The following is a 19373-nucleotide window of genomic DNA, read 5'->3' as shown; positions in this document are numbered from 1 at the left end:
CTAACGTGGACTTTGTGCTATTAACCTTTGGCCTTGCAAATTTTTTCGAATACCTAGGGCATTTATTTGAAATTTAAGCTTGCCCCTGATACCAATCCCACAAAATACAAAAAGCCCCGCAAATGCGAGGCTTCTGTACCAGGAGCGGGACTTGAACCCGCACGGGCTAAGCGCCCACAAGATTTTAAGTCTTGCGTGTCTACCAATTCCACCATCCCGGCTTCTTCTATTTGGGAATAGAAGTAAAGTTTTTCATAGCTCCACCCTACAAGAGTTTTTGCCATGGCAATATAAAAGTTTATTTCTTATAAATGGAATTAATTTTTTCCAGAAATAAGAAAGCCCTTCTTCCAAGGGCTTCGAGAGCGAAAGACGAGATTCGAACTCGCGACCCCGACCTTGGCAAGGTCGTGCTCTACCAGCTGAGCTACTTTCGCTTATTTGAATTTAATGTTTTTGGGACCGTTTGTTCCCGTATTGTGAGTGCAAATGTAAACAGGATTTTTTAATCCGCAAGGCCTCCCCAAATATTTTTTTCATTACAAATACCGCTAATAACCCTACCTCGCTGATTTTCAATTTAATTTCTATTCTAATTTCTTTTTAATATCATTGAGCTTCAATAAGGCTTCTACAGGGGAAATGGTGTTGATATCTATGGCATTCAAAATTTCCTGGGCTTCCTTAAATTTGGGATCCATCTCAAATAGGCTCAACTGGAAATTGTTTTTGGGCAAATCCTTCACCCTTTCCTGTTGCTGGTGAAGGTCTTTGTCCTTTTCCAAATGACCCATAATTTCTGCTGCCCTCAAAACCACTGGGTTGGGCATCCCTGCCATTTGGGCCACATGGATACCAAAGCTGTGCTCACTTCCCCCTGGCTTCAATTTCCGCATAAAAATCACCTTGTCACCTACCTCTTTCACCGAAACATTGAAATTCTTAACCTTAGGGAAATCCTCAGACAATTGATTCAATTCATGATAATGGGTGGCAAAAAGGGTTTTGGCTTTGTACTGGGGATGGTTATGCAAATATTCAACTATAGACCAGGCAATGGAAATCCCATCATAGGTAGAAGTTCCCCGGCCAATTTCATCCATCAATACCAAGCTCCTATCTGACAAATTATTGAGAATGCTTGCGGTCTCCGTCATCTCAACCATAAAGGTAGACTCTCCTTTTGACAGGTTATCTGACGCACCCACCCGGGTAAATACTTTATCAATAATCCCAATCCTGGCATACGAGGCAGGCACAAAGCTGCCCATTTGGGCCATCAAAACGATCAAGGCAGTCTGTCGGAGCAAAGCAGATTTACCTGCCATATTGGGCCCGGTGATGATCATTACCTGCTGGCTTTGGTTGTCCAGATAAATATCATTGGGCACATATTCCTCCCCAACAGGAAGTTGCTTTTCGATAACCGGATGCCTGCCGTCTTTGATTTCAAGGGTTTCCGTATCGGAAACTTTGGGCTTACAGTATCCATTTGCAGCTGCAACTTGTGCAAAACTCAACAGACAATCCAAAGTGGCCAAAATCCTGGCATTCTGCTGGATCTGGGATACATATTCCCCCGCATCCTTCACCAAAAGCATAAAATATTTTTGCTCCAATACCACCATTTTTTCTTCTGCATGAAGGATTTTATCCTCATATTCCTTCAACTCTTCGGTGATATAGCGTTCCGCATTTACCAGGGTTTGCTTTCTGATCCATTCAGCTGGCACCTTATTTTTATGGGTATTGGATACTTCCAAATAATAACCAAATACCTTGTTATAGGCAATTTTAAGGGAGCTGATGCCTGTTTTTTCCATTTCCCGCTGCTGAATTTGCACCAAATAATCCTTACCGGAAGTTGCCAGGGTGCGGTATTCATCCAACTCTTCGTCCACACCTTCCTTGATCATTCCGCCCTGATGAGTCAGCATGGGAGCATCCTCTTTTAATTCCTTGTCGATTTTTTCCAAAAGAAATTCACAGGAGTTGATCTGATCGCCCAGCTTTTTCAAGGCTTGGTTTTTCTGTTTTTTGAGCAAATCCTTGATGGGAAGGGTATTGTTAAGGGCCTTTTTGAGCTGGTTCATTTCACGGGGGTTGATCCTTCCCACTGCTACTTTGGAAATCAACCTTTCCAAATCCCCAATATGTTTCAAATAGGAAAGGATCTCTTCGCTCAATTCATCTTCACCATGGAAATACTCCACCACCTTCAGCCGCTCATCGATGATTTCCTTTTCCTTCAATGGCAAAACCATCCACTTTTTCATTTGCCTTGATCCCATTGGAGTTACGGTTTGATCCAAAATATGGATCAGGGGCACTCCGCCATCCTGTTGCGGATAAACCAATTCGAGGTTCCGGATGGTGAATTTATCCAGCCATACAAATTTCTCCTCAGCAATCCGGGAAATGGAAGCAATGTGCTTGACTTCCTTATGTTCTGTTTCCTCCAAATAATAAAGCACCGCTCCGGCAGCAATGATTCCATGGCCCATGGTTTCTATTCCAAAACCTTTTAAATTGGCTGTCTGGAAGTGCTCTGTAAGCCTTTCGTAGGTATAATCGTACTGGAATACCCAATCCTCACAATGAAAAGTAGTATAATTGTCCCTAAGTAATTCTGCAGCCTTGGCTTTATCGGCTTTAGAGTAAATAATTTCGGAAGGGCTAAAACTCTGCAATAGCTTTTCTATATAACTTTCGTTCCCTTCTGCACACATAAATTCACCGGTGGAAAGATCCAAAAAAGCTATTCCCAAGCTCTGCTTTCCAAAATACAAAGAAGCCAAATAATTGTTACGACGCTTGTCCAGCACATTGTCATTAAAGGAAAGTCCCGGAGTTACCAATTCAGTCACTCCTCTTTTCACAATGCCCTTGACTTCTTTGGGATCCTCCAATTGGTCACAGATGGCCACCCTGTTTCCTGCACGAACCAGTTTAGGCAAATAACTATCCAGGGAATGATGGGGAAACCCGGCAAGCTCTATATGGCTGGCAGCACCATTGGCCCTTTTGGTAAGCACGATGTCAAGCACCTTGCTGGCAATAACGGCATCCTCCCCAAATGTCTCATAGAAATCCCCCACCCTAAAAAGCAACAAAGCACCGGGATGTTTGGCCTTAATGGAATTATATTGCTTCATCAATGGGGTTTCTTTCGCTTCTTTTGCCTTCGCCTTGGCCATCTTTTTATCGGATTAAAATCTTTATGTTAATTTTGGAAATTATTCAGGCCTGAAATTAATCGATTCAAAAAGGTAAACAAAAACCGAATGAAAAAATTAAGCATGGATGAGCTCAACCGCTTATCCGTTGATGAGTTCAAAGAAAAGCCAAAAATCCCCTTGGTTATCATCCTGGACAATATACGCAGCCTCAACAACGTGGGATCCGCCTTCCGGACATCCGATGCTTTTTTGGTGCAAAAAATTTATCTCTGTGGAATTACCGGAAAGCCCCCTCACAGGGACATCCAAAAAACTGCCTTAGGAGCCACCGATTCGGTGGACTGGGAATATGTAAAAGACACAACTGAAGCCATTGAAAATTTAAAAAAGGAAGGGTTTGTCATATGTTCTTTGGAGCAGGTGGACAAAAGCATCAAACTGAATGATTTTAGACCTGAAAAGGATGGAAAATATGCCCTGGTTTTTGGCAATGAGGTTTTTGGCGTTGAGGAAAAGGTCATCAAAGCCAGTGATCATGTTTTGGAAATCCCACAGTTGGGTACTAAACATTCCCTGAACATTGCTGTAAGCATGGGAATCACCATTTGGGATTTTGTTACCAAAATGGGTGTTTTAAAGAATTAAAGGATTGAAAATTTTTGGGTCAACTTTCAGCTTAGTTTTTGAATTGTTTTAGCCAAAAACTCTAAATCACTTTTCTGGTGAAAAGCGGACAAAACAGCCCTTTCCATAGGAGGATCACTAGGGCTGGGGTAGGAAAAGGAGGAAATGATGAGGCCTCTTTCCCAAAGCTTATCCGCCCAACCATTTTTTCCCAGCCTGACAACAGGAAAGTTATTTACATATTTAATTCCATGGATACCTTTAATCTGATCAAAAAAATAATCCATTTTCTCTAGCAAAATCCTCTGCTGCTTTAGATAAATCCGCTTTGACTTTAAAAATGCATCACAAAAACCAGGGGCAGGTGGGGAAGCACCGATAAACCAGGGGTTGGTTTTTATTGATTGAATAAAACTTTTTTCGCCTATAATAACCCCTGCAGGAATTCCAAGTGCCTTCCCCAGGGAACCAGAAACTATCAATTTTGCCGGGAGATTTTTCCATTGCTGATAGGTTCCAAAAATTTCATGCCCCAGCAATCCAAAAGCATGGCTATCATCCACCAAAAGAAAATATTCGTTTGCCGGTGATAAATCTCTCGTCCATTCAAAATCATGGACAGCAGGAAACAGGGTATCTATAGCATTGACCAGAATCCCAATAGAATTACCTTTCTTTTGATGACTTTTTTGAATGCATTCCCTGGCAAATTTCTCCATGTTTTGATCACCATGGAAATATTGCCCTTCCGGAATAATGGCAGGATGGGCATCAGGGGCAGCCCACAATTCATGGGTTAATTTGGCCAATTCCCTTATTGTGATTTGCCCGGCCAAAAACCCACTGCTTAACAAAGCTGCATCCTCAGCCCCAGCTCCATGAGCAAAATAATGCTCCATTTGATCAAAAACCTCTAACCGGATATTTCCTGACCTACTGGCCCCATAATTGGGACCATATTTTTTTATTCCTTCAAGGACCAAATCCTCAAATTCCCGAACCGTTCCAATTCCCAAATAAGCAGTTCCACTAAAATAAAGGAACTCCTGTCCCAATATTTTAATAACACGGTCGATATGATGAGCAATAGGATGTTCTTTCATTAACCAAAGTGATTTTTTATTCCAACAATTCAGCTCCAATTCCAGATCCTTCAGGAAAAATCACCTGATCTGGCCGGATAATAACCCCTTTGGCAATGTCATTTTCCAAGAGCATGGCACCATCCATATCCACATAATCTAACAGAGGAGCCAAATGGGCAATGGCTGAAACCCCCACTGAGGATTCTGTCATACAGCCTATCATGGTTTTCATACCCAACTTTTTAGCCTTATAAAGCATTCTTAAAGCAGGACTAATGCCCCCACATTTTACTAATTTAACATTTATACCATGAAAGTGACCATGGCATTTTTCCACATCCACTTCTGTTATACAGCTTTCATCTGCAATTACCGGAAGCTTGCTATGTTGAAAAACTTCCTTCATGCCTTCCCAATCCTCACTCGCCAGGGGCTGTTCCATAAATTCAACATTTAACTTTTTTAATTCATCAGAATAAGCAATTGCTTGCTCTGCGGTCCAAGCACAATTGGCATCTATCCGAAATGCAGCACCTGTATGTTTCCTCAATTCCTTTACAATTTCCAGATCATGGTCGGTGCCCAACTTAATCTTATAAAGAGGCCATTGGAATTCCTGCATTTTTTGAATCATTTTTGGAATGGTATCTATGCCTATAGTAAAATTGGTAGTGGGGATTTTGCGGGGATCCAGCTCCAATAACTCGTAAAGTTTTTTGCTTTTACTTTTGGCATACCAATCCCAGGCGGCCATATCCAAGGCACAATGGGCAAATGGATTGTCTACAAAAATTTCCCTGGTCTTGTCCCAAAGTTCCTCCGGGTTTTTCCATTTCATTTCTTCAACGATAGGTTTTGCCTTTTCCAGACAGGCTTTCATATTATCCAGAGTTGCCCCATAATAGGGATTGGTTGTAGCCTCTCCCAATCCAAAATAATTCCCATCATCTAAGGAAACAATCAGGGTATCCTGAGCATCCCGGCTCAAAAAAGAGATGGTAAAGGTGTGTTTGAGAAAAAGTTCTTTTACAAGGACCTGTAGTTTCATAAAAGTATTCCGTTAATAATGAAAAACCCTTCTATTAATACGGAAGTTTAGTAATTTGATTGATAATAAAAAATGAAATTTTAAAAGAATGACAGGTCCCTTCATGTTGTTAAAATTAAAAGTCTGTAGGTTTTGGGGTATTGTGGCTTTGATTATTTCAAGCTTAATCAATTTCGCCTGTTCAAGTCCCTCTCCCTCTTTTAAAGGGCTGGAACCTGAATTTTTAATAGATGCCTATGAAAAATATCAAGAGCCTGACATTACCAAACGACGAATTAAACCTTCCCTGGTCAAAAAATTAATCCAAAAAAGAAAAGAAGTTTTTAAAATGGAGGAATTGGGCAAATCAGTAGGTAACCGTTCGATTTACCAGCTGTCCTATGGAGAAGGACCTACCAAAGTTTTACTATGGTCCCAAATGCATGGGGATGAAAGCACAGCCACCATGGCCCTTTTCGATTTATTTAATTTTCTGGAAGGCAGCGGGGATGAGTTTTTGGTTATCCGCAAGAGTCTAAAGGAAAATCTGCAGTTGCACTTTATTCCTATGCTAAACCCAGATGGAGCTGCGGTATTTCAGCGAAGAAATATTTTGGGTATTGATCTGAACCGGGATGCCTTACGTTTGGCCAGCCCTGAAGCCATGATCTTAAAAAAGGCCAGGGATGAATTAGAGCCTGATTTTGGATTTAATTTACATGACCAAAGCAACTACTATAATGTCAAGGGAACGGCCAACCCTGCCACCATTTCTGTTTTGGCACCAGCTTTTAATGCAGAAAAGGGTGTAAATGAAATCAGGGCTAATGCCATGAAAGTAATTGTAGGGATCAAAAGGTTGATGCAGGAAACTTTGCCCGATCATTTGGGCAAATATGATGATACCTTCGAACCCCGGGCTTTTGGGGATAATTTTCAAAAATGGGGAACAAGTACCATCCTGATAGAATCCGGAGCCTATCCCAATGACCCGGAAAAACAGCATGTCCGACAACTAAACTTTATGATCCTGCTCAATGCCCTGTATGAAATTGCCCAAGGGACCTATAAAAATTATGCCGTAGAAAACTATTTCCGGATTCCGGATAATGAAGAGCAATTGTTGGATCTCCTGATAAAAAATTTGACCGTTCATCGAGAAGGTCATGGTTACCAAGTGGATTTGGGCATAAAAAGGGAAGAAATCAGCTTTGGCGATGATTTTTTATTTTCTGGAACCCTTGAAGACATAGGAGATTTATCGGTTTTTTATGGCTACAAAGAAATGGATGCATCAGGAATGAAATGGGTCTCTGGAAAAATTCACAATAAAATATTTAATAGCACCCGGGAAATCTCCCAAGTAACTGCCCTGGAACTATTGAAAGACGGCTATTTGGCGGTCAGGGTAAAAAATATTTCAGAAAACCAAAACCATTCCCTTCCTCTAAGGATCTTAAAGGAAAATGAAAACTTTCCCCAATTTCCCACCAAAGATGGTCCAGCCCATTTTTTTCTGGAAAAGGATGGGGAATTATGTTTTGCAGTAGTCAATGGTTTTTTGATAGACCTCAAGCAATCAGAGGTAAAGAAAATAAAGTGAAATGGGCCGGGTGGCTTCAACTCCGCTCAGCCACCAGTCCTTCTTCACGGTCTTTTCGACTCCGCTCAAGGACCTGTGCCCCTGCGTTCCCTAAGCGGAGCCGAAGGGGCGAAATTGAAGGGGGAAGACCGCGAAGGAATAAGACCCAAAAAAACCATTTGGATTAGCCTAATAAAATAGAAAACCTCCACATGTCAGACCTTCTTAAATCCCTGTTTTTTCATTAAATTAAAACAGTGATAATCAATGCTTATTGGAAAGTTATCCAAATCTCTTTTAAAAATAAAATACCATTTTTAAACCCAATATTTTTATGAACAATAACCTACAAAATTACCGTAATTGGTTTCCCCTCTTTGCGATTCTATTATTTGTGGCCCAGAGCTGTGGCCCTGTTCGTTTGATCAGTGAATATGATCCAATTACAGATGAAAAAGTCACGGAACTGGAAGAAAAGGTAACCACCTTTTTTGTAAAGTTGGAAAGGGTAGTTGGTACCAATCATGCCGACTATGAGCATTTTACTAACTTTTATGATGAGGTAAAAGTGGACCTCAATACCTTGAAAGTCCGGGCTGATGCAGTGGATAAAAACCGCATTGTCAGGGAACAAATTGAAGAACTGAGCAACATGGTGGAGAGTTTGGAGGAATTGCACAAGATGGGCTTTGCTACCATTGAACAAGTAAGGCCTTTGCAGCAATCCTTTAATTCGGCCTTTACAGCCATTATCAAATTCCAAATGGCCCTAAAAAGGGGAGAAAAAACAAAATAAATCACTTTTAAACCAGAAAAGTTATGGCAGAAATCGATACTGAAGAATTGTTGAAAAATATGATAAAAGGGGCAAAAGGTGTGCTCAAAAAGCATTGGAAAGAAGCAGAACCTTTTGCCGAACAAGAGCTCAAAGTTTTAGCAGAAAACTTGAAGTTGATTGGAAAATTAAAACTGGAAGGAAAAATCAATGAAGCCCAGGCCAAGCATTATTTTGAAATCCAAAAAAGCAGTGTAAGGATTGTCCTCCTTACTATAGAAGGACTGGGTATATTAGCCGTTGAAGATGCCATCAATTCAGCTCTTGATGCTGTCCGGGACACGGTTAACCGGGCACTGGGTTGGAGCCTGCTGTAATTAATTCAAAAATTCGAATACAAATGCTGGTCCTGATTTGAAATCAGGACCAGCATTTTTTAGTAGTTAAAACCTTCTGTCCAGGCACTAATCGAATATTCATCTGGTCCAGGTGCAGATTGTCTTAACACCTCGGACCATTACAATTTAAAATTGACTTGTCCATAATCAACCCAGAAATTAATTATTCCCCATATTTTTCTTTCCATTCCTCTTCTGATAAAGGGAAAAATTTCTTTATTTCCGAATAAGGAGAGGGGCCTCCATCCAAATATTCTCTTACCGTCAATACAGGAATGGTATCTTTCATAGATTCAGGAGCATGATAGATATGGTTGCCGTGGAAGTCATGGCATTGCAAACAGGTATTCCACATTTCCCTTTCTATCAAATCCTTATGACTGATATCCAAGGGGTCGTTTTTCATTTCGGTATCCTCATGGCAATTGACGCAATAACCAATATCCACACGGGTCATCCTGACCCCGTTATGCTCTTCATGACAGGATTCACATTCAGTGACCCCCAGATTTTTCCTGGCTTCAGAAAACCGCGGTTCCTCAAATCGATGAAGTGGATGGCGGTCATTTTCACGGTCATGACATTCGAGGCATTTTTCCCTATCAACATTTTTTGAACCAAAATCCACTTCTGTTTTTCTAAGTCCAACTGCTACCATCAAGTTGGCCTGAGCTTGCTGGAATACATTTCCCCGGGCAGGAGTATGACAGGATTCACAGCTCAGCTCCTCATGGCCCGTATTCATTTCCCCAAGAGAAAGCATGTCCTCATTGGAAGGAACACTCAATAAAATATAGGTAACAGTGGTTACCAAAAGCCCCACCCCAAAACCTATCCATTGTCTTTTTCTTTTCCTGCTGATTTTCATCTGAACTTAAATTTTAAGTGTTAAATGATGTTTCTGGCTTGACCTGAATTCTTGAAGAAGACTGCCCGTTCCAGGAAGCTTCCCAAAGAAAATCCTCCTCCATTTGGCTTTCTCTGGTCTCCACTAAGCGGAAAAAAAAGGATACCCCAATTCCAATGGTCATCAAAAGGGCTCCTATCCAGACCAAACTGATAAATGGCATTTCTATGGATTCTATCGTGATCCAATCCCTCTGAGATGTCATCACCATTAGTTCATATTGTTGGTTTTCCGGATCGACTTTACTTAAAAATACCTTGGTGCCTATTGCTTTGATCTCATCTGGAAATAAACGAACAGACCGTTTATCATCAATATGATAAATAGGCTTGGCAGTGTAAACACCATACTGATCCCTAATGGTGACGGAAGCCTCTAAGGGAAAATCCTGCTCGGATTCAGGAATTCCCAGAGGATCTTCATTCAAATTGATCTCATTGAGGGTCAAATGGAGCCCCTGCAATTCAAACGATTCCCCTACCCTTATTTTCCGTTTTTCTGCTGGGTTCCATCTTACCTTTTCGGGATCAGGAAAATTGGTGACATGGGTATAAATGTCTTTGGTAAAAAAACTTTGAATATCCGGGGAAGCTATATATCCCATTTGTGGATTGTTTTGCATTCTGGGAGAAAGGGTAAATCCTGAGCGGCCTGTTTCCCTTACCCTGATATTATAATATATATTTTCCGGGTCAATAGTGATGGTATCCCCTTTATGAATACCCAGATTACTGGAAAATTCATTTTGAATAATTTTCTCATGATCATTCCAGGTAGGCAAAGTTGTCTGGACGGGGATTAGCTTTCCAGTTTCCCTATCCTTGTAGTGGGCACCCTTATAAATCAATTCGAATCCTTGATTTTGTTTGGGGACATTTTGACTGAGTAATAAATTGTCCCTTACCGTATGGACGGGTAAATTGCTCTCAGGGGCATTAATGGCCATATTTTTACTGATGATTTTCTGATGCCCAGCAGAATAGACAAAGCCTAAGAGCATAACAGCCATTCCCACATGGGCCAATATGCCTCCAAGGGATGTTCTTTGAATATTTTTTACCAATGGAACCATTATCTGAAGGCTGACTGCAATCAGATAGATGGCCGATCCAATCAGAAAAATATAGCTGATATCCTGTGTTTTGGCCAGAAAAACAAATAGGGAGGTCAATACCAAACTGATGATAATAGGTAGGCCCAATTCATTTTCCAACATCTTCTTGCTGGCTATTCTTTTCCAATAAAAAATCTGGCCTAAGCCAGAAGCCAAACAAAAGGCCACCCCAAACCATATTTGAAATTTGCTGTAAAAGGTCACCTGGTCTGCAGGAGGTGCCAGACTCTTTTCAATTCCCAGCATTTCCAATAAAACGTTGAAAACCGGAATGGAAGTGGGCAACAAAACCTGAAAAGCGGAAAGACAAAACAAACAAATGCCCAACATCATCCAGAATTCAAGGGATAAAAAGGAGGATTGGGCTTCATTTTCCTTCAATTGTCTCCGTCCATACAAGAACATGGCCACTGCAGCTATGACAAATGAAATGAGAAACAATAATAATTGACCGGATAATCCCAAGTCCGTAAAAGCATGGACAGAGGTCTCTCCCAAAATGCCACTTCTGGTCAAAAATGTCGAATACACTACCAGGATAAATCCGGCCATTGAAAGGGCCAAAGTTAGAGGGAGCCCCTTTTCTTTTCTCCTATAAAGGACCATTCCATGCGTGGCGGCCAATAGGGCTAACCAGGGCACAAAAACAGCATTTTCTACCGGATCCCAATTCCAGTATCCCCAAAATTTAAGGTTTCATAAGCCCAATAAGCTCCCATCACAATGCCAATTCCCAGAACCCCTACGCTGGCCAGGATCCAGGGACTGGATTTGTAAATAAAATCCTGTGGCCTTTTTTGCCAAAGGGCCGCCATGGCCAGGCAAAAAGGCACACTGGATAAAGCAAATCCCAAAAAAATTACTGGCGGATGAATAACCATCCAAATGTTTTGTAAAAGGGGATTCAGTCCGGTTCCATCCTGGGGAATAAAATTTGGGTTGCTTTTAAATATTTCACTATCTGAAACATCTTTTAAAAGCATAAAAGGGGAATTACCAATTTTGATCCCATCTGAAATATGAATGCCCAATACCATAGAAACCAGAAAAAACTGAACCGCGCTAAATACCAACATGGTCTTCGGTTCCCATTTTTTACAGGAACGGATCAAGAAAATGCCTATGAGCACATTCCAAAATGCCCATATCAAAAAACTACCTTCCTGGCCTTCCCAGAAACAGGAAATGATATAATACACAGGAAGGTCATTAGCAGCATGTTGCCAGGCATAATCATATTCATAATGATGGTCAAAAAGGATTGCAAATAATATCCCAATGGCGGATAATACCGCCAAGCTGTGAAGGGAAAAACAAATTCTGGCAACCATTTGCCAGCTTTTTTTATCCTTCTCCAGAGAAGCCTGGTTTTCCTGGAAATAAGCAAAAATAGCTGCTGAAATGCCCACAAAGGCGATGATGATGGATAAATGTCCTAGGTTGCCGATCATATCCGATTATTTAAAGTCCAAAACTACATTGTTGGTCAGGGGTTTGCAGAGACAGGTGAGTACTACATTATTGTCCAATTCTTTTTGGCTAAGCACATGCCCTTTTCGCATAAAAACTTCTCCGGAAGTACAGGTGGCTTTACAGGTACCACAAATGCCATCCATACATACATAAGGCAGGTTGATTTTTTCATCTAAGGCAGCATCCAAAATAGTAGTACCAGCCTTGACGGGTACTTCGTAGGTTTTGCCATTATGGATGATGGAAACTTCCCTGTTTTCCAGTAAAGGTCCAGCTGCCTTGGTTTCTTCAGCAGATGGTGGTGGGGAAGTAAATTTCTCCATAAAAATCCGCTCTTCCGGTATGCCACAAGCCTTAAGTCCTTCTTCTGCCTCCACCATCATACCAGAGGGTCCACAGATATAATATTCTGTTTCATCTTCAGGGAAGGAAGGTAAACCTTCAAGAAGTCCTTTTACCTGGCTTCTTTCCACCCTGCCTTTGTAGCATTCCTCCACCCCCCTTGGATCATCTAGGATATGGATCAAATTTAAACGGCCATTGAAGTTGGCTTTATATTCGGCCAACTCTTTATCAAAAATGATGGATTCGAGGTCTCTGTTGCCATAAATTAGGGATACCACACTTTGAGGTTCTTTGTTGAGGATGGATTTCATGATGGAAATCAAGGGTGTAATTCCACTTCCAGCCCCAAAAAGCACAAGGTGCCGCTTTTTGTTTTTATCAGGCTTCGTGGTGAAATTCCCCATGGGAGTCAAAACTTTAATTTTGTCTCCTTCTTTGATATTATTAAAAAGAAAATTGGAAACCCTGCCGTCCTTAATTCTTTTGACGGTAACACTGATATAATCATCCACACCAGGTGCGCTGTTGAGGGAATAGCACCTTCTGACTATCTCCCCATCTATGTCCACCAGTAGGGTCAAAAATTGGCCGGGGGTATATTTGATTTTTTTGAAAAAAGGTTGTTTGAAATGCAGGCTCACCGCATCCTGGGTGACCTTGATTACCTTTTTGATTTTTAATGAAATGGCTTTTCCCATATTATTTGTAATAAAATACCACCCAGATATGGTAGATGGTAAGTCCGGTAATAAAGAAAGAACAGGCTACATGCAGGATCATCCATCCCTGAAACACGATTTTGGATTTATTTTTAAGCACATCCAGATTGATCATACCTAAAAGAAAATTCCCAAAAAAGGTAATACTAAGCACCAGCAAATAAGCAAAGCCCAGTTGCATGGAATGGATGTAAAACAATAGCGGGGTCAACGCACCCACCCAGTTATGGATATTATAAAATTTAAGGCTGAGTTCTTCCCAATTGGGTCGCGTCCTGACCAGGCTAAGTGTCCACTGGAAAAGGATGATCAATGACAATCCCAATCCAGACCAACGACGATACATTTGATCATCTTGAAGCTCATACAAATATTCCCATCTCCAGCCCATCAGGTCTTGAAGAATAAATAGGAGGAAAAGAATGCCTCCGGTAAGAAGAAATGCTAATCTGCTCATGGGAAAGGAGTTAATAGAGGGAGAAGTTGGGGTGTACCATTACCTGGCTGCGGCCCACCCCAATCAACTCCGACTCATGAAAGGTTTTTACTTACATTTTCAGGATGCCCTTTAAGGTATTTTTGGAGGAAAGGTGGTTTACACTGTCCAAAAATTCTGTAGGGCTAGGCAGTTGATACCCTGCAGAAGGCCATACATCCCCAACTTTGGGCGTTTCATTTTCAGAGAAGGTCTCTGTTTTATCCAAGTATTTTTGGAAAGTAGCAGCAGCACCATCTCTATAGGCCATGATCATACCTTGCAATTCTTCAAAGGAAACTGAATCGCTAGGATAGGTCCAAGTAGTAGCTCCCATGATATCACCCATTTTCCAATCCGTTTTGGTGGTTTCAGGATGCTCATTATGGCAGGTTACACAGGGTTTGGCCCCTGCAAAATCAGGAAACATGGCTGTATAAAGCTTACTTTCCTCATCATAAAAATATTTGGGCTTTCCATCTTGACGGATCTCTGAAAATAATTCAGCTTGTTTACCGACAAACTTATTGGACTTTCTAACCGGGAAATCGGAGCCTAAAAACAGTCCTAGGGGAATTTCTCCTTTCTTTTTGATATCACTGGCGATTCCTCTAAGGAACAAAGCCGGAAGAGGACCGGCCTCCACTTCATCTTTTTCCCAGTCTTCGTGGAATTTTAGACCATTCTTTTTCCCTTCTCCAACTATGGCTTTGGTATATAAAGTACGGGCGACATCATTTTCTGCAGCGACAATTTCAAAAGCTTCCTCAATAGAGTACATCTTTCCAGAACTGGTAGATTCAGACTCTTCTTCAGGCAAAGGTTGGCAGGCAAATCCCAGCAGCAATACAAGTGCCAGGTACCATTTTGTTTTGTGGATTGTAGTGGTTTTCATAAGCTAGTTGTTTAAGTGGTAATTGAATCTGTGTTTTTTAGGAAACCAACTTTTTATCCAGGTTGCCCTTGGCGTAAAAATTAATTTAACCTGGAAAAAGCGAAGGGTGATTTGGGTAGACCTGATTAAGCTGCCTTGGCGGCATCTTTCATTGTTTTCGCTAAAACGGTATATACTGAAGCCCAGGCTTCTTTTACTTCTCCATTCCAATCTTTTCCTAATCCGGTTTCCAAGGTATAAAGCAGGGCTTCCGCAACCGTATCATAATGTTCATCGGTCACCCCATAATCCACATGTCTTTTACCTAAATCCTGTACTACGGGAACCAAACTTTTCATATCATCAAGGCCTTTTACTGCTGCTGCCAACATGGTCATCAACTTGTTGCCTTGCTCTTTCATATCTCCCTTGAAAAGGCCTTTTAAGCTGGGGTCCAATTCAAAAAGTTTATTATAGAAAATCTCAGCAGCTTGTGGAGCAATAGGAGCTACTTGGCCAAAGGTGCTCTGTACCAATTCTTTTTGTTTCGGAGAAATAGGACTTTTTTCTTTCTTGAAAAGGGATTTGAAAATGCTCATAATCGTTTTTGTTTATGGTTAGTGAATTGATGATGTTCCAAATTAAAAAGGTGATTGAGGGTTTCACTGAGTTCATGGGCCCTGTCCCTTTCACATACCTGCCTTAACTGCACAGCAGGTAGTTTGACAATAAGGTCAATTAGGGATTTGGAAAATTCCTCCATGTGTTCATGGTAATCAGGGTCCAACTTTTTAAGATGAGCAGCCATGGCCCTTTTTCGAAGTTGATCCAAGGTGGATTTAAACTGCTTGATCTGTCGGGTAAAATGATACTCCTCTACCCATTGGCTTAAATCTGCAATAGACTGCAGGATAAGCTTTTCCACCTTTGGAATCTCCTTTTGTCTTTGTTGCAGGGTATCTTCGGAATATTGACCGATTTGATCCAGGTTGAAATATTGACCTGAAAATCTATTTAAAAATCCATTTTCAAAGCTTTGAGGAGCACTCAAATCCAGACAAGCCAAAGGTTTCTTTTTTGAAACCTTATCTAAAATAGGGGAAGTAAATATAGGCTTAGGGGATTCTATGGTACTGATCACAATGTCAAATTGATCCAAAATCCCAATAAACTCATGGAAAGGAATGACCTCCATGGACAGTTCGGCTTTTAAATCCAAAGCTTTTTGAAGGGTCCTATTGGTCAAGCTGATTTGCCGGAAACCTAACATATTAAGGTTTTTGCAGACATCGGCACCCATTTTTCCGGCTCCGACAACCAAAATATTTGGGTTTTCTCCACCAAGCTTTTTCTTTTTTATGAGTTTTACAGCACTGTAGGAAACTGAAACTGCTCCGTTTTTGAATTCCGTTTCCTGGCAAACTTGTTTATGTGTAAAAAACAAAGTATGTAAAGCACGGTGCATCAGGGTTTGGCACATGCCAAGATCATTGGATTCCTGATAGGCCTGTTTTACCTGGCCAAAAATCTGGATATCCCCTAAAACCTGGGATTCCAAACCAATAGCCACGCGGTACAAATGCTTCAGGGTCTGTTGCCCATCAGAAATAGCGGAGAAAAAATGTTGGTATTCCGCAGCTTGGAGGCCTTTTAGGGCACATAAAAGTTTAATGATTTTTTGATCCAGTTTCTCTGGATGGACATAATAAATTTCCGTCCTGTTACAAGTTGATATAATCAATGCCTCCTGGACATTGAAGTAATCACGAAGTTGAAGATAAAAGGCGGAGCGCTCTTCATGAGGGAGCGTGAAGAGCCCACGTGCTTTAATATCCGCCTCCTTGTGGGTAATTTTAACTATCTTCAATTCGTTCATTTGCGTATGTTTAGTGGTTTAAGAAATCCATCAAATAACCTCTGTAATCATAATATTCCGGATGCTCCAATACGTCTTTTCTGTTTCTAGGCCTTTCAAACGGAATGATCAATTCATCCCCAATTTTGGCATAAGGTCCGCTGGTCATCATAATGACCCTATCGGCCAAAAAGATGGATTCATCCACATCGTGGGTAATGGCTACGGCCGTGATTTTCTCTTTTTGCCAGATTTCTAACAGCACATCCTGCAGCTCACCCCGGGTTAGGGAGTCCAGCATACCAAAGGGTTCATCCAGCAAGAGTATTTTTGGTTTCAAGGCAAAAGCCCTGGCAATACCTACCCTTTGCTGCATACCTTGGGAAAGGGAAGTTGCTTTTTTATTAAAATCATTTCCCAGCCCTACCTTATTCAGATAATACTTACAAATGTCATTTTTCTCAGCTTTGGTGGCTTTAGGGAAAACCTGGTTGACTCCGATCATTACATTCTGCAAGGCCGTCAACCAAGGTAAAAGGCTAGGGGACTGAAAAACAACCGCTCTGTCAGGTCCAGCCCCCCGTATGGGTTCGTGGTCAACAATTACATTTCCGCCACTAATTTCATTCAGCCCTGCAATCATGGTCAAAAGGGTGGATTTGCCACAGCCTGAGTGTCCGATTATGGAGACAAATTCTCCTTTTTTGATGGAAAGGTGCAAATCATCAAGTACCACATAATCACCCTTTGGCGTAGGGTACACTTTTCGGATATCTTTACATACCAGCATTTCCGGCTTGCCGGCTAAATGCGGTATTAATTGTTTTTCTTTTTTTAGTAATGCTTCCATGGTGATAATTTTTTTCGATTAGAAATATTTTACCTTATTACTCTTTTTCTTTTTGCCAAACCGCACTCGTCCGGGCATGGTTGGCTTTAGATCAGGAAGGATGTATTTCTGATCACTTACCTGCCTACGGGTGGATCCCACCTCGATCAGGTACTCCAGGATATCATTTCTAAGTCTTTTATATTGAGGATCTTTATTGATCTCGGTCACATCTCGTGGTCGCTCAAAGTCAATTTTAAATTCTGGTCCCAAGGTGGCTTTTGGCCCTGGTTTCAAAGGAATAATCCGGTCTGCCATGAGGATCCCTTCATCCACATCATTGGTAATCAGGATGGCTGTTTTTTGATCCTGGCTCCAGATTTTTACAATTTCTTCCTGTAAGGTTCCCCGGGTCAAAGCGTCCAAAGCACTGAGCGGTTCATCCATTAACAGCACTTCAGGGTTCATGGCCAAGGCTCTTGCCACTGAAACCCGCTGACGCATACCTCCGGAAAGTTCCTTGGGCATTTTGTCAATGGCATGGCTGAGATTTACCATTTCCACATATTTTCTGATATGTTGGTCCTTTTCTTTCTTGGACATTTTAGGAAATACCTCGTCCACGGCCAGTTTCACATTTTTATATACTGTCAACCAGGGAAGAAGGGAGTAATTTTGGAATATAACACCCCTGTCAGGTCCTGGACCGGTGATAGGTTTACCGTGCAATAAAACTTCTCCTTTGTCCGGGAATTCCAAGCCATTGACCATATTAATCAGGGTGGTTTTTCCACTTCCGGAAAATCCCACAATGGCTACAAATTCTCCATCTTCTACCGATAGGTTGATATCGGAAAGGACATCTACCCGGGAAGGTCCCGAGCCAAATGATTTCGATACGTTTTTTAATTCTAATATTGGCATAGTGATTAGGCTTTGTTAAAGGTCATCAAGTTCTGTACAGTAAGCATGATCCTGTCCAACAGGAAACCGATGATACCGATGACAAACATGGCAACGATGATTTTTGCATTGGAATCATTGGCGCCGTTCTGGAATTCCTCCCAAACGAAGGATCCTAATCCAGGGCTTTGGGCCAATAACTCAATGGCAATCAACACCATCCAGGCCACAGAAACCGTAATCCTTAGCCCGGTAAATATCAGTGGGAACGAGGAAGGCAGAATTATTTTGAAAATATTCTGTCCGATGTTCAGTTTCAAAACTTTGGATACGTTGATATAATCTTTATCAACACTGGACACCCCCATGCTGGTATTGACCAAGGTGGCCCACATGGCACATAAGCCCACACTGATGGAGGAAATAATAAAGGATTTGTCCATACTTGGATCGGTGATGAGGGTTTTTACAATCATAAAAACCAATAACAACCAAACTACTGGGGAAACCGGTTTAAGGATTTGGATCAACCAGTTGAAGGAATTTCTTAATACATCACTCAATCCGATAATAATGCCTACTGGAACTGCAATAAACAAGGCTAATAGAAAACCTGCTGCCACAGTTTTAAGGCTGGTGCCGATCTGATCCACAAAGGAAGGGCGGCCTGTATATTCAATGGGGGCAAGCCCCTTTTCTTCTCTTTTGGCATTGGTATCCGCCACTTTTGCCTGGAAATCTTCTTTTTTGTCAGAAATCATGATGTGGTCTTGCCACAAGGCATTAAAGGCTTGATACACTTGATGAGGTGAAGGCAGGGTATTGGGCTGACAGCTAACATCTCCGGATTTAATACATTCTTTCATCAGCAATGCTGCTTCCTCGCCCTGCTCTGTTCTAGCTTTTTCTATTCTTTTTTCTGCTTCCATATTATAAAGGGCAGTGGCTCCCAGGTGCCATACCAGAATAAATACAAATATTGAAGCTATTGGGAAAATTATTTGTTTGACAAAATTCGTTGCATTCTTTTTGGGTTCTTCCCCATTGATTATCTTAAGGACAGGTTCAATAAACCCCAGTCCAAGAAATCTGATTGTTTTTAATGTTTTATCTTTCATGAGTCTTCAATTTTCGTGTACTATAATTGATCTTTTTTTGGAGTTGAAAAGAAAGGGCCGGGGCAGTAGAAACCCCATTGGCCCTTTCAAC

Annotated in this window: 18 protein-coding genes and 2 tRNA genes; 4 read left to right on the top strand and 16 right to left on the bottom strand. The window is 41.3% G+C overall.

Annotated features, from left to right (window positions below; all coding sequences use genetic code 11):
• Window positions 1–136: 136 nt before the first annotated feature.
• From QWY93_RS07445 to mutS, 3 genes are all read right to left on the bottom strand, one after another.
• A tRNA-Leu gene (locus tag QWY93_RS07445) sits at window positions 137–221 on the bottom strand.
• 143 nt (window positions 222–364) lie between these two features.
• Window positions 365–437, bottom strand: a tRNA-Gly gene (locus QWY93_RS07440).
• Window positions 438–587: 150 nt separating this feature from the next.
• Window positions 588–3197 (bottom strand): DNA mismatch repair protein MutS, encoded by a 2610-nt coding sequence (gene mutS, locus QWY93_RS07435; protein WP_290247548.1) that lies wholly within the window; start codon window positions 3195–3197, stop codon window positions 588–590.
• Window positions 3198–3284: 87 nt separating this feature from the next.
• On the opposite strand from mutS, the gene QWY93_RS07430 reads away from it, so the two are divergent.
• Entirely contained in the window at window positions 3285–3824 is a 540-nt protein-coding gene (locus QWY93_RS07430) for an RNA methyltransferase (RefSeq protein ID WP_290247547.1), read from the top strand.
• A gap of 26 nt (window positions 3825–3850) precedes the next feature.
• Here QWY93_RS07430 and QWY93_RS07425 read toward each other — a convergent pair whose 3' ends face one another.
• Together QWY93_RS07425 and QWY93_RS07420 are read right to left on the bottom strand one after the other, a co-directional pair.
• On the bottom strand, window positions 3851–4906 hold the full coding sequence (locus QWY93_RS07425) for an aminotransferase class I/II-fold pyridoxal phosphate-dependent enzyme (RefSeq protein ID WP_290247546.1): 1056 nt from the start codon (window positions 4904–4906) through the stop codon (window positions 3851–3853).
• Window positions 4907–4922: 16 nt separating this feature from the next.
• Window positions 4923–5936: a dipeptide epimerase gene (locus tag QWY93_RS07420; RefSeq protein ID WP_290247545.1), complete on the bottom strand. Its 1014-nt coding sequence runs from the start codon at window positions 5934–5936 to the stop codon at window positions 4923–4925.
• Window positions 5937–6024: 88 nt separating this feature from the next.
• Between QWY93_RS07420 and QWY93_RS07415 the strand changes: the two genes are divergently transcribed.
• From QWY93_RS07415 to QWY93_RS07405, 3 genes are all read left to right on the top strand, one after another.
• Window positions 6025–7518 carry a M14 family metallopeptidase gene (locus QWY93_RS07415; RefSeq protein ID WP_290247544.1) on the top strand — a complete coding sequence of 498 codons (1494 nt, stop codon included), beginning with the start codon at window positions 6025–6027 and terminating at the stop codon, window positions 7516–7518.
• Window positions 7519–7831: 313 nt separating this feature from the next.
• Window positions 7832–8293 (top strand): hypothetical protein, encoded by a 462-nt coding sequence (locus tag QWY93_RS07410; RefSeq protein ID WP_290247543.1) that lies wholly within the window; start codon window positions 7832–7834, stop codon window positions 8291–8293.
• Between the two features lie 23 nt (window positions 8294–8316).
• Entirely contained in the window at window positions 8317–8649 is a 333-nt protein-coding gene (locus tag QWY93_RS07405) for a hypothetical protein (RefSeq protein WP_290247542.1), read from the top strand.
• A gap of 184 nt (window positions 8650–8833) precedes the next feature.
• Here QWY93_RS07405 and QWY93_RS07400 read toward each other — a convergent pair whose 3' ends face one another.
• The 11 genes from QWY93_RS07400 to QWY93_RS07350 all read right to left on the bottom strand — a co-directional run bounded on the left by QWY93_RS07400 (window position 8834) and on the right by QWY93_RS07350 (window position 19282).
• The gene (locus QWY93_RS07400; RefSeq protein WP_290247541.1) at window positions 8834–9538 is read right to left on the bottom strand and encodes a cytochrome c3 family protein; all 705 of its coding nucleotides are present in this window, start codon (window positions 9536–9538) and stop codon (window positions 8834–8836) included.
• A 13-nt stretch (window positions 9539–9551) separates the two neighbouring features.
• On the bottom strand, window positions 9552–11333 hold the full coding sequence (locus QWY93_RS07395; protein ID WP_290247540.1) for a heme lyase CcmF/NrfE family subunit: 1782 nt from the start codon (window positions 11331–11333) through the stop codon (window positions 9552–9554).
• Window positions 11334–11347: 14 nt separating this feature from the next.
• Window positions 11348–12142, bottom strand: a complete 795-nt coding sequence (ccsA, locus tag QWY93_RS07390) for a cytochrome c biogenesis protein CcsA (protein WP_290247539.1) — start codon at window positions 12140–12142, stop codon at window positions 11348–11350.
• A gap of 6 nt (window positions 12143–12148) precedes the next feature.
• Window positions 12149–13207, bottom strand: coding sequence for a ferredoxin--NADP reductase (locus QWY93_RS07385; protein WP_290247538.1), 1059 nt, complete (start codon window positions 13205–13207; stop codon window positions 12149–12151).
• Window position 13208: 1 nt separating this feature from the next.
• Window positions 13209–13685 (bottom strand): hypothetical protein, encoded by a 477-nt coding sequence (locus QWY93_RS07380; protein ID WP_290247537.1) that lies wholly within the window; start codon window positions 13683–13685, stop codon window positions 13209–13211.
• Window positions 13686–13776: 91 nt separating this feature from the next.
• Entirely contained in the window at window positions 13777–14598 is an 822-nt protein-coding gene (locus QWY93_RS07375) for a c-type heme family protein (protein WP_290247535.1), read from the bottom strand.
• A 125-nt stretch (window positions 14599–14723) separates the two neighbouring features.
• Window positions 14724–15176 carry a globin family protein gene (locus QWY93_RS07370; protein WP_290247534.1) on the bottom strand — a complete coding sequence of 151 codons (453 nt, stop codon included), beginning with the start codon at window positions 15174–15176 and terminating at the stop codon, window positions 14724–14726.
• Window positions 15173–16453 carry a glutamyl-tRNA reductase gene (gene hemA, locus QWY93_RS07365; RefSeq protein WP_290247533.1) on the bottom strand — a complete coding sequence of 427 codons (1281 nt, stop codon included), beginning with the start codon at window positions 16451–16453 and terminating at the stop codon, window positions 15173–15175. The genes QWY93_RS07370 and hemA overlap by 4 nt, the downstream gene beginning before the upstream one ends.
• A 10-nt stretch (window positions 16454–16463) precedes the next feature.
• The gene (locus QWY93_RS07360; protein WP_290247532.1) at window positions 16464–17282 is read right to left on the bottom strand and encodes an ABC transporter ATP-binding protein; all 819 of its coding nucleotides are present in this window, start codon (window positions 17280–17282) and stop codon (window positions 16464–16466) included.
• 18 nt (window positions 17283–17300) lie between these two features.
• The gene (locus QWY93_RS07355; RefSeq protein ID WP_290247531.1) at window positions 17301–18185 is read right to left on the bottom strand and encodes an ABC transporter ATP-binding protein; all 885 of its coding nucleotides are present in this window, start codon (window positions 18183–18185) and stop codon (window positions 17301–17303) included.
• Between the two features lie 5 nt (window positions 18186–18190).
• Complete coding sequence (locus QWY93_RS07350) at window positions 18191–19282, bottom strand: ABC transporter permease (protein ID WP_290247530.1); 1092 nt, start codon at window positions 19280–19282, stop codon at window positions 18191–18193.
• Window positions 19283–19373: the final 91 nt, after the last annotated feature.

It is taken from the genome of Echinicola jeungdonensis (genome assembly GCF_030409905.1).
GTDB classification, from domain to species: Bacteria; Bacteroidota; Bacteroidia; order Cytophagales; family Cyclobacteriaceae; genus Echinicola; species Echinicola jeungdonensis.
This window is presented reverse-complemented; position numbering and strand designations above follow the sequence as displayed.